Genomic DNA, 12,878 nt, shown 5'->3' with positions numbered 1-12,878 from the left:
TGGCGGCCTCATTCACCCGTTACTCCTACACCAGCATCCGTTCGTAAACCGGTATGCCAGCCACCGGATCGATCCCGAACAGTTCGACGTACTGCACTTTCGGAATCAGCCCGGAGCCGGGTTCAATCTGCACAAATACCTTTTGCAAACACGCTTTCCGGCCGTTGATGGTCGTCAGGGCCATTGGTTTTCCCTGCTGAAAATCCACCCAGATCGTGCGTTTTTTGAACGCATTCAGGTAAATTTCAAAATGGTTCTCGCTGTGGTTCACCGCCTTGTGCTTGTAACCGTACGCCATTTTCCACTGAAACAGCGACAGCGATTCGCGTTGCCCATGTTCAGCATATCGAATCCAGTAAACATTGACCGGATCGTCCGCATCGAGTTGCCGGTTGGCCGTAACATTCGCTTCGTAAATAACGGTATTGGTGTTGTTGCTCCGCTGAATGTAAAACAGCCGGTTGGGCGCCGGTGGTGGAACCGGAAATTCGCGCATTTCGGCAAAAGCCGGGATCAGTACGCTGGTCAATTCCAGCAGAAACAGCAAGAGAAATGTGTGACGGTAATTCATAACAATGTTTCAGTAGTAGTGTTGTTTACGACCCTAAGACCGTCATCCCGGCCGTTCCCCCTACGCCGGTTTCGAAAAAATTAGCAGAAAATCAATCGCGCGGGTCGTCATTTTTTCTTCTACTTTCGCACAACTTAACTGCTTTCAGCGTTTTACGCAGGTATGAAGTCATTCGTTTTTCGTTTCGGTATCGTCCTGGCCGTTCTGGTTGTCGTCAATTTACTGTCGTCTTTTCTGTTTTTTCGGGTCGATCTGACGCAGGAAGGCCGGTATACGCTGTCGGAAGCCACCGATAATCTGCTGGCGAACCTCGACGATGACATCCACGTCAACGTCTACCTGAAGGGCAATCTGCCTCCCGCTTTCAAACGCCTGGAAACCAGCATTCGGGAAACCTTGGCCGAGTTTCAGGCGCGGGCCAGCCAGGATCTGACCTACCGGTTTATCGATCCAACTGCCAATCCGGACGCTAAAAAGCGGGCGGAATTTCAGACCCAATTACTTCAGAAAGGACTCTCGCCGACCAGCCTGGTTTCTAACACCGATGGTAATCAACGAACCGAACAACTGATTTTCCCGTGGGCGGTGGTGTCTTACAAAGGCCGGGAACAACCGGTTTTATTGTTGCGGGGAAACCGCTCCAATTCAAAGGAAGAACAGCTCAATCAGTCGATTGAAAACGTGGAGTACGAGCTGGCGTCGGCCATCCGGCGGCTGACGATCAAGGAGAAAAAAGTGCTGGGTGTGGCGGTTTCCTACACGAATGTCGAACCGCTCCGGTTATCGGATCTACTGGCGACGCTCCAGGAATTTTACGACATCAAACTAATTAATTTGCAGGATTCCCGCGATTTGGTAGGGCTGGACGGTTTGATCGTTCCCAAACCCGACCGCGCGTTTTCCGAAGCCGATAAATACAAGATCGACCAGTTTGTGGTCAACGGCGGCAAGGCGCTGTTTTTTGTCGATGGCCTGAAAATCGACAGCGTCGGTCGGGAAGGGACCTACGCTCAACCGCTCGACCTGAACCTGAACGATCTGTTTTTTCGCTGGGGCGTTCGGGTCAACAACGACATTATCAAGGACTTGAGCTGCGCGTTAATTCCGCTGAACGTGGGCGATATGGGCGACAAACCGAATGTCCAGATGCTGCCCTGGCGGTTTTTCCCGTTGATCAACACCTTTGGTAAAAGCCCGATTGTGCGCAATCTCGACGCGATTTACAGCCGGTTTACCAGCACCCTCGACACCGTTCAGGCCGTGGGCATTGCCAAAACGCCTTTGCTGATGACGTCACAATACACCAAAATCCTGAAAGCGCCCGCGCTGGTGAGCTACAACGAAGCCCGTCAGCAACCCGATCCGCGCACCTACAACGACGGCGTCAAGCTCATTGCCTGCCTGCTGGAAGGGCGATTTCAGTCACTCTATACCAACCGGATTCTGCCCGGCGACCCGCGGGCTGCGGCTTTTAAAGCCCAGGGAACGGCCACTAAAATTGTGGTTTGTACCGACGGCGATCTGCTCGTCAACGATATGAATTACCGCAATAACACGCCCTACCCGCTCGGCTATGAGCGGTTTTCGAAAAACACCTTCGCCAACAAGGATTTCGTGGTCAACGCGGTCAATTACCTGATGGATGACAACGGCATCATCACTGCCCGCACGCGGCAGGTGACGCTCCGACCGTTGGATAAAATCCGGATGAAAGAAGAGCGTACCCAATGGCAACTTCTGAACCTGCTGGGGCCAGCGGCTTTGGTCGCTTTCACGGGTGTTCTGTGGCAATTCGTCCGCAGAAGAAAGTACGCGTAGCGTTTTAGAGGTTATTTCGCGGACGGGGCCGCCCGGCGGTTTAGGGGAGTAAAAAGAGCTAAGCGGAGAAAAAAATATAAACTCTGTTTAACTCTAATTTTCTCCGCTAAACTCTGCGAAATAACCTCTAAAATTTCGACTATTTTTCCTACTTTTGTTCTCATTGGACTATTGGCCCCAAACAATTTGCATATGAAATTCATCGTTTCCTCCTCCGTATTACTCAAGCAACTTTCGGCCATCAACGGTGTGGTGGCAACGAACCCGATTGTGCCGATTCTGGAAAATTTTCTGTTTAAGCTGGAAGACGACATTCTGACCGTCACGGCTTCTGACCTCCAAACGACCATGATCACGAACATCGCTGTCGAGTCGTCGGAGAAGGGAGCCATTGCTATACCGGCCAAACTGCTGCTCGACACGCTGCGCGGTTTGCCCGAACAACCCATTACGTTTAACGTCAATACCGAGACGTTCGGAACGGAAATTCTGACCGACAACGGTCGCTATAAATTGTCGGGCGAAAACCCGATTGATTTTCCCAAAATCCCAACGGTTAACCGGAGTCTTTCGGTCGAACTGTCATCGGATGCGCTGCTGAGCGCCATCAACAATACGGTTTTTGCCACCAGTACCGACGATCTGCGCCCGGCCATGACGGGGGTTTATCTGCAACTGACGGCCGAAAGTGCGACATTCGTGGCTACGGACGGTCACCGGCTGATTCGCTACCGCCGGACGGATATCAGTTCGCCCAGCGATTCGTCGATGATTATTCCGCGGAAAGCATTAACGCTTCTGAAAGCCTCGTTGCCCGAAGCTGCGCCGGTGAAAGCCGAATTCAGCCAGTCGAACGCGTCGTTTACCTTTGCCGGTTCGCCAGCGGGTTCCACGCAGATGATTTGCCGGTTGATCGACGAGCGGTTTCCGGATTTCGAGAACGCCATTCCGGTCAACAACCCGAACGTGATGACCATTGGCCGGACAGATATGCTGAATTCGCTGAAGCGGATTATGATTTACGCCAACCGGACGACGCATCAAATCCGGCTCTCGCTCAAAACCAATTCACTGGCTATTTCCGCCGAAGACCTGGACTACAGCAACGAAGCCAACGAAAAACTGCTCTGCGACTACGACGGTGATCCGCTGGAAATTGGCTTCAACGCCAAATTCCTGACCGAAATGCTCAACAACCTGAGCGCCAAAATGCTCTCGTTCGAAATGTCGGCTCCCAACCGCGCCGGTCTGATCATTCCGGCCGATAAAGAAGAAAACGAAGACATCCTGATGCTGGTCATGCCGGTGATGCTGAATACGTACGCATAATCGTCTGAACTGGGATTACGCGGATTCAAGGATTAAGAGGATTAAGAGGATATAAAAAGTAGCGTTGCGGCAGCCATCCTCTTAATCCTTGAATCTGCGTAATCCCACGGGGCCGCCCGAGCGGTTCAAGACCCATTTAATCATTTCTAGCCCGGAACCTGCGTTTCGGGCTTGTCTTTTTTGTGCCTATTCGTATATTTGAGTTTGTTGCTCATTATTGCCGGACCGCAAACCGTTCATTTTGCTTTCTTTTTGGAAGCTTATCCGTTCGGCCCGGAAACGGGGATTTTTGGAAACCTACCCGATTTTGAGACAGACAGTCAGCAACTTATACGGATCCTTAATTTACTATGAAAGTCTCCCCTGCGGAACCGTTTCAACTGGTTTATTCGCTCCTGGAACACGAGTTCCTGGGCTATCTGTTTGAAGCATTCGTTGTGCAGCTCAATGCCCGTGGGGAGCTGACGTTGCAGAACCAGACGCTGTCGGCCAAAAATGCGCAGGAGTTTGCCAGCGAGCTGGATGAGGCTGATTTTGAGCTGGTCCGCATCATCGATGAAATCCAGCAGGATGTCATTCTGAAAAAATTCAATCCGAAAAAATTACCCGCCGTCGATTTCTTTCTGAAAGTCTACGACACCCAGAAAGGGGATAAAGAACTGCGTGACCGGATTTGCGAATACCTCGAAGTACGTCGTGCGTTGATTCTGGAGCGTCTGGCCGACAAGCAGTTATATGTCATGGGAAACGACGGCAATCCGGCCTGGATGTCCGTAGAGCGCATGCCCGAGAAGGCCCGCGTCTTTTTCAATTTTGTTCGAACCGAAACCGCCACCGAATATTTTCCCATTATCAAGTACCTCGGCGAACGGGTCGAATTTCAATTCAAGGATGCCCTCCTGATCTGCGACGAACCGGCCTGGATGATGGTGGGCAAGCGGCTTTTCCATTTCGACAAAAACGTCGATGGCAAGAAACTGCGCCCGTTTCTGCAAAAAAGGAATATCGTTATTCCAAAAAATATTGAGGATCAGTACTATCACCGGTTTGTGGCCCCGCTGATTGCGTCGTATGACGTATACGCCCGGGGGTTTGAAATCCGGAGTGAAGTGTTGCCGCCTGCGCCCGTGCTGACGGTTTCTGAACATGCAACGTCGCAACGCGCTGTTCCTTCCCTGTTCGACCAGTCGGTTTCGAACGGCGATGCCTACCGGAATGGACACAACCCGGCGGAACGCATGAATACGGTGTTGACGGAAATGGCCCATGCCGCGCCCGTCGATGATTCGCAGGTGGTTTTTGACCTGCTGTTTCAATACGGACAATTTACGTTCCGTTACGACGGTTTCACGGATTCGTCCAACGTCAGCATCGAAAAGAAGGGCGACGACTACGTTTTTCACAAGATTCGCCGGGATGTCCGGAAGGAGAAATCGACGCTTTTCTGGCTCAAGGAAAACGGCCTGGAACTGAAAGACAACGGCCACTCCAAACTCGGAAAAGCGGCCGCTTTTGAGTGGCTCCAGCAAAACCACAATCGGCTGGTGGAAGCCGGTTTTCAGATTTCGCAGCACGCCAACGACGCCAAGCGGTATTTTCTGGGCTATTCATCCATTGTGGTTTCGATCAACGAAACCCGTGACTGGTTCGACATTTACGCCAAGGTACAGTTCGGGGAATTTGAAATTCCGTTCATTAAACTGCGGACGCTGATTCTGAACAAGAAACGGGAATTTGCGCTACCGAACGGCGAGATTGCGGTGATTCCCGAAACCTGGTTTACGAAGTATTCGGAGTTGTTTGCGTTTATGGAACACGAGGTCGACAGCGACCGGCTGGTGCTCCACAAACACCACATTGCGCTCGTTCAGGAACTGCAGGAGGAAAGCCTGGCGTCGGCGGTGATCAGCCGGAAACTGGAACAACTGCGGAGTTTTGAAGAGATCAATTCGCATCCGCTACCCAAAGGTTTTAAGGGGGAATTGCGCCCCTACCAGAAAGCCGGTTACGACTGGCTGCAATTCCTGAATCAATACCGGTTTGGCGGTTGTCTGGCCGACGATATGGGTCTGGGTAAAACCGTCATGACACTCACCCTGTTGCAGTCGCAGAAGGAAGCCGGATTTACAGAACCGACGCTGCTCGTCATGCCCACCTCCCTGCTGTATAACTGGGAGCTGGAAGCCAAACGGTTTACGCCCGATTTGCGCGTGATGGCATATACGGGAACGTATCGCGATAAAAATACCGCTCAATTTGATGGGTACGACGTGATTCTGACCTCCTACGGGATTGTCCGGATCGACATCGACCTGTTGAAAATGTACCGGTTTCATTACATCATTCTGGACGAATCGCAGGCCATCAAAAACCCGTCGTCGCACATCACGCGGGCGGTGATGCAGCTCAATTCGGCCCACCGCTTGATTCTGACCGGTACTCCGCTGGAAAACAGCACGATGGATTTGTGGACGCAGATGACGTTCATCAACCCCGGTTTGCTGGGCAGCCAGACGTTTTTCCGCAACGAATTTCAGATTCCGATCGAGAAAAAGAACGACGAGCAAAAAACGCAACGGCTCTACGGGATCATTAAACCGTTCATGCTCCGGCGCCATAAGTCGCAGGTGGCGCGGGACCTGCCCGAAAAAGTGGAAAGCGTTCACTACAGCGACATGTCGCCGGAACAGGAAAAACAGTACGAAGAAGCCAAATCGTATTACCGAAACCTGATTCTGGAGCGCATCGAGGAAGAAGGCGTCGCCAAATCGCAGATGGTGGTTTTACAGGGGCTGACCAAGCTCCGGCAGATTGCCAACCACCCGCGCATGATCGACGAAACGTACGAAGGCAATTCCGGGAAGCTCGACGACATGGTGATGCGGCTGGAAGGGGCCATGGCTGATAATCACAAAATACTGGTTTTCAGCCAGTTTATTAAACACCTGGATGTTGTTCAGGAGTATTTACAGGAACGCGGGATTCAGTACGCCTATCTCGACGGATCAACGCAGGACCGGCGCGGACAGGTAAATCTGTTTCAGAACAACGACTCGATCAAGCTCTTTTTGATTTCGCTGAAAGCGGGCGGTTTGGGGCACAACCTGACCGCGGCCGATTACGTGTTTATCCTCGATCCCTGGTGGAATCCGGCCATTGAAGCCCAGGCCATCGACCGGGCGCACCGGATCGGTCAGAAACGAACGGTTTTTACCTACAAATTTATTTCCCGGAATACCGTCGAGGAAAAGATTCTGGCCCTACAGCGTTCGAAGCAAAAACTAGCCAGCGATCTGATCACGACCGAAGAGAACTTCATGAAATCACTCACGAAAGAGGATATTCTGACCTTGCTGGAATAGCGAATCAATTCAGATTCAGCAACGCTTTCAGCCGTTCGTAGAAACCGGTGTTTTTGAACGTAAAGGTTTTGTGCAGAATGTAATTGGAGATAAAACTCAGGCCCATCCCAAACGTGTGCGAGACTAACTTATTCACGTTCACGGTTTTCACCGAACCCGGAAGTGTAAATGTGTAAATACCGTTCTGGCTGATGGAGAAATTGTATAAGGCCGACGCGCCGTAAACGGTAATCAGGCAGGAAATGACCGAAACCATCGCGAATTTAACCATTTCCCGCCGGGTTTTTGCCGAGTTCTTGGCGTTGAAAGCCAGCAGCTTGGTCAGAAAAAACCCGATAAAAAACGAGGTAACATACCCAATCAGCACTCCATTTTCGTACGAAACCTGAAACCACTCCTGAAGCAGCGAACTCACCACAATTTGCAGGGATGCGCCAATGGCGGCTACAATGAAATAGGCAATTAAATCCTTTTGATTAAATAACTTGTCCGACATGTTTTAAAACAGAGATGAAAGAATGTAAGACGCAAGAAACCGGACAACGGATTGTTAGTCAGCACGTTGAAGCTATCTTTCATCTCTTGTCTATTCTCTTTCATCCCATTTTGACCCTTTCTGATTCGGGTATGAACGTGCAAATTAGCAGGAAGAGTTGAGATTTCGTTTCCATAAATTCAGGAGTTAGACAGAAAACGACTAAACGGCGTGAAAAACAAGTCTATCAAAAAGTAAAATAAAGCCATAAATGGGGCTACTTTTGCGCACGGATTTTTTTAAAGTATGTCTACATTTAACCCCAACACCCGCATTGGAATCCTTGGTGGAGGTCAACTGGGTTTGATGCTTCTTCAGGCCGGGATCGACTGGAACCTGATCGTTCATATTCTCGACCCCGATGCCGATGCCCCCTGTCGTCATCTGGCAACGGCGTTTACGCAAGGCTCGCTCACCGACTACGATACGGTTTATCAGTTTGGGCAACAGGTTGATGTCCTGACGATTGAAATTGAACGGGTGAACGTCGATGCCCTCGAAGCGCTCGAACGCGAAGGAAAGCGGGTTTTTCCGCAACCGTCGGTGATCCGGATCATTCAGGACAAACGGGCGCAGAAACAATTTTACCGCGATCACGACCTGCCCACCGCCGATTTTATTCTGACCGAAAACCGCGCCGATGTGCCGCAGGTTTTGGCCAGCCAACCCGGTTTTCTGCCCGCTTTTCATAAACTGGGCCGCGACGGATACGATGGTCGCGGGGTGCAACGGATTGCCACGGCAAACGATGTCGACAAAGCCTTCGATGCGCCGGGCGTACTGGAAAAAGCCGTCGATTTTGAAAAAGAACTCGCCGTGATCGTCGCCCGCAACGAACAGGGCGAAACCGCCACTTTTCCGACGGTCGAAATGGTCTTTCATCCCGAACAAAATCTGGTCGAATACCTGTTTGCGCCCGCAGCCGTTTCCGAAACCGTCGATCGGCTGGCGCAGGAGGTGGCCCGAAAAACCGCCGAAGCCTTCGGCATTGTTGGTTTGCTGGCCGTTGAATTGTTTCTTACCAAAACCGGTGACATTCTGGTGAATGAAGTGGCGCCCCGTCCGCACAACAGCGGCCATCAAACGATCCGGGCCAACATCACCTCGCAGTTTGAACAGCATTGGCGGGCCATTCTGAACCTGCCGCTGGGCGACACCACGGCCCTATCGCCAGCCGCGATGATCAACCTGCTGGGCGAACCCGGCCACAGCGGCCCCGCCCGGTACGAAGGCCTGGAAACTCTGCTGGCCATGCCCGGCGTGTTTCCGTTTCTGTACGGTAAAAAAATCACCCGCCCGTTTCGCAAAATGGGGCATATTACCGTTATTAGTTCGGATTTAGAACAGCTTCGGCAAAAAGCCGAAACCGTGAAGGAAAGCATAAAAGTTAAGAATGAAGAGTGATGAGTGATGAGTTGGCTGGCGCAAGCTAACTAGAATGCGTCAGCCAATTCTTAACTCTTACCTCTTAACTAAAAACATGGTTGGAATTATCATGGGGAGCAGCTCGGACCTGAAGGTCATGCAGGAAGCTGCCGATATATTGGCGGAACTGGGCGTATCGTACGAAATCGATGTCGTATCGGCCCACCGGACACCGGAGAAAATGGTGGAATACGGCAAAACCGCCCGACAGCGGGGCCTGAAAGTGGTCATTGCCGGTGCGGGTGGAGCCGCCCATTTACCGGGAATGGTCGCTTCGCTGACGACGTTGCCGGTGATCGGTGTGCCGGTCAAATCCAGCAATTCAATTGACGGCTGGGATTCGGTGCTGTCGATTCTGCAAATGCCTTCGGGTGTTCCCGTTGCAACGGTGGCGCTCAACGGCGCCCGCAACGCCGGAATCCTGGCGGCCCAGATTGTTGGCACATTCGACGAAAAAGTAGCCGACCGCTTGCAGGCCTACAAGGAAGATATGAAAGTGAAAGTGGAACAAATGAGTCAGGAAGTAAGAAACAGATAATGGGTTCACAGTTTACCGTTTTCGGTTGGCTGACGCGCGTATCAAATGAATGCGTCAGCCAACCGAAAACGGTAAACCGTGAACCGAAAACCCAATTATGGAAACCGAAAATGCGAAGCGTAATCCCCGGCCGACGGAGGGTTCAAGTCTGCCAACCATTACACTGGCTGTGCTGGTGTTGACGATTCTGGCGTTGTTATACGTTGGTTATGAGTACGTTGCCGATGACGTAAAAGGGTCCTCAGAACTGACCAACGTGGCGCTGGATACAACCGTTCAAAAACCGGTTGAACTGCCGCTGGAACCGGAGCTGGCTGCGCCCATCGAAATTGACACGTCCAGCCGCAATGCGCCGGTAGATATGTCGCAAAACACGCCTGTGCCCCTCGAAGAAGGGAAAGAAGAGGAAAAAAAACCGGCACCCGCCCTTGATTCGGAAGAACGACCGGCAGTAGGAAAACCCGCTGAAAAACCGGTGGCGGAAACCCGCACCGAAAAACCGCAGGAAGAGAAACCGGTTGCGGAAAAACCGAAAGAGGAAAAGCCCAAAGAAGAGAAAAAAGAAACGCCTAAAGTCAGCGTTCCGGCGGGGGGAGTATCGCTGACGCATACGGTAAAACCGGGTGAAACGATCTACAGCGTTGCGACAAAATACAACCTGAGTATCAATACGTTGAAAGCCTTGAATCCGGATTTGAAAGATAATTCGGTGAAGGCTGACGTGACGAAATTAAAAGTGAAAGCGCGGGCGTACCACACCGTTGGGGCCGGGGATATTCTGCGGGTTGTGGCCGAGAAATACGGTGTTACGGTCGATGCGCTGATGAAAGCCAATGGAAAAACCAAGAACTACGCGGCCCGGGGAGAGAAATTGATCATTCCATACGCCGAAAAGCAGTAGGCAGTAGTTTCCGGGGCGAATTGACTTTTTCCAATCGTTCGGCCATTGCCGATTCAATCTTTAAAACCGCTTACATGAAAACCATTTTTGCCACTCTTCTCTTCATTGGTATCGCCCTGACGGGTGCTACCGCCCAAAACAAAATGACGAAATCTGATCTCACGCACGTCGTACTGTTTAAGTTCAAGCCGGAAGCAACGCCCGCGAAAGTGCAGGAAATTATTGCCGCGTTTGAAGCGCTGCCGTCAAAAATCAAGCAAATTAAAGGCTTTAAGTGGGGAACGAACAACAGCCCGGAGAAACTCAATAAAGGCCTGACGCACGCTTTTGTGCTGACGTTCGACAACGAAAAAGACCGGGACGACTACCTGCCGCATCCGGCCCACAAGGAATTCGGCAAGATCGTCGGCCCGTGGCTCGACATTGTAACCGTTGTTGACTTCACGAATCAGGCGAAGTAATAATAGAGGATAAAGGGAGGAGAGGATGAAAGGAATAACGGTTTTCCCTTTTCCTTTCATCCTCTCCTCCCTTTATCCTCTATTTCTCTACTTCACCCAAAAAACCCTTCCGCTTCAGGAGTGTATCCATGAACTTCAGTTCATTTTCGGTGGTAAAAATCGAGTACGGCAGGTACAGAAACTGGGCGTTCTTCATGCCTTTGGCCACAATTTTAGCCAGCCAGTTCACTTTCATTCCGTTCATGGCCTGATCGTTGGAAACCACCAGCACATAGGCGGTTTTGTCTTTGGTAACGCTCCGGATCTGGTCCCATTTCAAAATACCGCCTTCCCGCGCGTTCAGTTTCAGCATGATCTGACGGCTGTCGATTTCATAGACGTATTTCTGGAACAGCGATTTGGTCTGCTCCATTTGCGTAATACCCGTAAATTGCACCGCCCAGAAGAGCACGTACAGAATGGTGAGCAGCACGATGACGAGGTAAATCCACCAGTTCGGATATACGCCCGTGACGTTCAGAATGGCATTGATAAAAATAAGCCCCAGTGGAACGAAGCCCCAGTACCAATTGTGTTTTACCCAGCTACGCATCGCCAGACTGATGTATGTTTTCTGGTCGAGGGCGTATTTTTTGGTTTTAATAATCATTGAAATAGATAAACTTTTAAGACAAGAGCGGATAGACAAGAGTACAAAGAAAAGAAACCGAGCGTCTTTTATCTCTTGTCTCACATCTCTTGTCTAACGAAGTTGCAAAAGTACGAAAAGGCTTTGTTTATTTTGTGCATTCGCCCATTTCGGTTAATTTTCATTTTTAATCAGGAGTGTATGACGGCCGAGGTTACCCAGATTCTGACACGCGTGCAGGTGGAGCAAAAAATCCGCCGGATTGCGTTTGAAATATACGAGAACAACTTTGAACAATCGGAGGTGATTCTGGCCGGGGTTTCGGGCGAGGGCCACGTGCTGGCCCAGCGGCTGGCGGATGTGCTGCAGCAGATTGCCCCGCTGGCGGTCAGGGTCATGAAAATCATGCTCGATAAAACCACCCGGCAGCAACCCGCCATTCATCTGGACGCGGAGGACGCGGTTTTTACGGATCGGTCGGTCATTGTCGTCGACGACGTGCTGAACTCGGGCCGGACGCTGGCGTTTGCCCTCCAGCCCTTCCTGAACGTGCCGCTGACCAGTCTGAAAGTGGCGGTTATTGTTGACCGGGATCACAAACGTTACCCGGTTGCCGCCGATTACATTGGCTACAAATTATCCACCACCCTGACCGAACACGTGCAGGTTGTCCTCAGCGACGAAGAACGGATTGGGGTGTATATGCGGTAACATAAGGCGCAACGCTCAACGGTTTGCCTCGCTCTCATCTTCAAAAAGCCGCATCGCCATCAGGCCATTTCCAACGGCACCACCGGCCCGAAGTGCGGCCGCAATGAATACGGTTTCGGCAATTTCTTCGCGGGTGGCACCGGCCTGAACGGCATTCTTGATGTGGGATTCAATGCAATAGGAACATTGAGTTGTCAGGGCAACGGCCACCGACATCAGTTCGCGGTATTTGACGGGAATCACGCCATCCTTTCGCTCGGCAGTATACTTTAGATTTAAAAAAGCAGCAGCCTCTTTGGGAGCAGAATTAATCAGCAAGTCCGTATAGGCACGGTCTTTCGGGGTTTGGTATTCTTCGGTCATTGGGGTTTAGAAAAATGATGCACGATCCATTACCGCAACGTTTCATACGGGGTAGATGGACTGAAAGCAAGGTAAGAAAAATAGGCGGATTTTCGGGGCTTAAATTAACGTTTTGTCATTTACTATCTGCGATTCTGGCTGCAGGCAGAAGTTTTGGTAAAGATGGGGTAAGATTTGTCATTTTATTGCAAAAGAGATTCCTTTGTCAGACTCAGCCTTCCCCAATCCACAGACAA

At 51.1% G+C, this 12,878-nt stretch carries 12 protein-coding genes; 8 read left to right on the top strand and 4 right to left on the bottom strand.

The window, feature by feature from the left end; translation table 11 throughout:
* Window positions 1-25 precede the first annotated feature (25 nt).
* On the bottom strand, window positions 26-571 hold the full coding sequence (locus EHT25_RS13325) for a DUF4833 domain-containing protein (RefSeq protein WP_124875223.1): 546 nt from the start codon (window positions 569-571) through the stop codon (window positions 26-28).
* Between the two features lie 162 nt (window positions 572-733).
* On the opposite strand from EHT25_RS13325, the gene gldG reads away from it, so the two are divergent.
* The 3 genes from gldG to EHT25_RS13310 all read left to right on the top strand — a co-directional run bounded on the left by gldG (window position 734) and on the right by EHT25_RS13310 (window position 7,080).
* On the top strand, window positions 734-2,389 hold the full coding sequence (gene gldG, locus EHT25_RS13320; protein WP_124875221.1) for a gliding motility-associated ABC transporter substrate-binding protein GldG: 1,656 nt from the start codon (window positions 734-736) through the stop codon (window positions 2,387-2,389).
* Between the two features lie 192 nt (window positions 2,390-2,581).
* Window positions 2,582-3,718, top strand: a complete 1,137-nt coding sequence (gene dnaN / locus EHT25_RS13315) for a DNA polymerase III subunit beta (protein ID WP_124875219.1) — start codon at window positions 2,582-2,584, stop codon at window positions 3,716-3,718.
* Window positions 3,719-4,068: 350 nt separating this feature from the next.
* A complete protein-coding gene (locus EHT25_RS13310) occupies window positions 4,069-7,080 on the top strand; it encodes a DEAD/DEAH box helicase (protein WP_124875217.1) in 3,012 nt (1,003 codons plus the stop codon).
* Window positions 7,081-7,084: 4 nt separating this feature from the next.
* On the opposite strand, the gene EHT25_RS13305 is transcribed toward EHT25_RS13310, so the two are convergent.
* The gene (locus tag EHT25_RS13305; RefSeq protein ID WP_124875215.1) at window positions 7,085-7,576 is read right to left on the bottom strand and encodes a GtrA family protein; all 492 of its coding nucleotides are present in this window, start codon (window positions 7,574-7,576) and stop codon (window positions 7,085-7,087) included.
* A 285-nt stretch (window positions 7,577-7,861) separates the two neighbouring features.
* Between EHT25_RS13305 and EHT25_RS13300 the strand changes: the two genes are divergently transcribed.
* The 4 genes from EHT25_RS13300 (at window position 7,862) to EHT25_RS13285 (ending at window position 10,940) form a co-directional block, all read left to right on the top strand.
* The gene (locus EHT25_RS13300) at window positions 7,862-9,019 is read left to right on the top strand and encodes a 5-(carboxyamino)imidazole ribonucleotide synthase (protein WP_124875213.1); all 1,158 of its coding nucleotides are present in this window, start codon (window positions 7,862-7,864) and stop codon (window positions 9,017-9,019) included.
* Between the two features lie 76 nt (window positions 9,020-9,095).
* Window positions 9,096-9,578 (top strand): 5-(carboxyamino)imidazole ribonucleotide mutase, encoded by a 483-nt coding sequence (purE, locus tag EHT25_RS13295; RefSeq protein ID WP_124875211.1) that lies wholly within the window; start codon window positions 9,096-9,098, stop codon window positions 9,576-9,578.
* 97 nt (window positions 9,579-9,675) lie between these two features.
* Window positions 9,676-10,479 carry a LysM peptidoglycan-binding domain-containing protein gene (locus EHT25_RS13290; RefSeq protein WP_124875209.1) on the top strand — a complete coding sequence of 268 codons (804 nt, stop codon included), beginning with the start codon at window positions 9,676-9,678 and terminating at the stop codon, window positions 10,477-10,479.
* A 143-nt stretch (window positions 10,480-10,622) separates the two neighbouring features.
* On the top strand, window positions 10,623-10,940 hold the full coding sequence (locus EHT25_RS13285; protein WP_229311560.1) for a Dabb family protein: 318 nt from the start codon (window positions 10,623-10,625) through the stop codon (window positions 10,938-10,940).
* A 79-nt stretch (window positions 10,941-11,019) separates the two neighbouring features.
* Here EHT25_RS13285 and EHT25_RS13280 read toward each other — a convergent pair whose 3' ends face one another.
* Window positions 11,020-11,589, bottom strand: coding sequence for a YcxB family protein (locus EHT25_RS13280; RefSeq protein WP_124875205.1), 570 nt, complete (start codon window positions 11,587-11,589; stop codon window positions 11,020-11,022).
* A 180-nt stretch (window positions 11,590-11,769) separates the two neighbouring features.
* Here EHT25_RS13280 and EHT25_RS13275 point away from each other — a divergent pair, with 180 nt between their 5' ends.
* Window positions 11,770-12,279 (top strand): phosphoribosyltransferase family protein, encoded by a 510-nt coding sequence (locus EHT25_RS13275; protein WP_124875203.1) that lies wholly within the window; start codon window positions 11,770-11,772, stop codon window positions 12,277-12,279.
* A 15-nt stretch (window positions 12,280-12,294) separates the two neighbouring features.
* Here the strand turns inward: EHT25_RS13275 and EHT25_RS13270 are convergent, their stop codons facing one another.
* Complete coding sequence (locus tag EHT25_RS13270) at window positions 12,295-12,642, bottom strand: carboxymuconolactone decarboxylase family protein (protein ID WP_124875201.1); 348 nt, start codon at window positions 12,640-12,642, stop codon at window positions 12,295-12,297.
* Between the last annotated feature and the right edge of the window lie 236 nt (window positions 12,643-12,878).

The sequence above is a fragment of the Larkinella rosea genome (genome assembly GCF_003858635.1).
GTDB lineage: Bacteria > Bacteroidota > Bacteroidia > Cytophagales > Spirosomataceae > Larkinella > Larkinella rosea.
This window is presented reverse-complemented; position numbering and strand designations above follow the sequence as displayed.

Coding starts and splice junctions, on each gene's coding strand:
- EHT25_RS13290 (WP_124875209.1), top strand. CDS start 9,676: ATGGAAACCGAAAATGCGAAGCGTAATCCCCGGCCGACGGAGGGTTCA.
- EHT25_RS13300 (WP_124875213.1), top strand. CDS start 7,862: ATGTCTACATTTAACCCCAACACCCGCATTGGAATCCTTGGTGGAGGT.
- EHT25_RS13285 (WP_229311560.1), top strand. CDS start 10,623: ATGACGAAATCTGATCTCACGCACGTCGTACTGTTTAAGTTCAAGCCG.
- gldG (WP_124875221.1), top strand. CDS start 734: ATGAAGTCATTCGTTTTTCGTTTCGGTATCGTCCTGGCCGTTCTGGTT.
- EHT25_RS13275 (WP_124875203.1), top strand. CDS start 11,770: ATGACGGCCGAGGTTACCCAGATTCTGACACGCGTGCAGGTGGAGCAA.
- EHT25_RS13325 (WP_124875223.1), bottom strand. CDS start 571: ATGAATTACCGTCACACATTTCTCTTGCTGTTTCTGCTGGAATTGACC.
- dnaN (WP_124875219.1), top strand. CDS start 2,582: ATGAAATTCATCGTTTCCTCCTCCGTATTACTCAAGCAACTTTCGGCC.
- EHT25_RS13310 (WP_124875217.1), top strand. CDS start 4,069: ATGAAAGTCTCCCCTGCGGAACCGTTTCAACTGGTTTATTCGCTCCTG.
- purE (WP_124875211.1), top strand. CDS start 9,096: ATGGTTGGAATTATCATGGGGAGCAGCTCGGACCTGAAGGTCATGCAG.
- EHT25_RS13305 (WP_124875215.1), bottom strand. CDS start 7,576: ATGTCGGACAAGTTATTTAATCAAAAGGATTTAATTGCCTATTTCATT.
- EHT25_RS13270 (WP_124875201.1), bottom strand. CDS start 12,642: ATGACCGAAGAATACCAAACCCCGAAAGACCGTGCCTATACGGACTTG.
- EHT25_RS13280 (WP_124875205.1), bottom strand. CDS start 11,589: ATGATTATTAAAACCAAAAAATACGCCCTCGACCAGAAAACATACATC.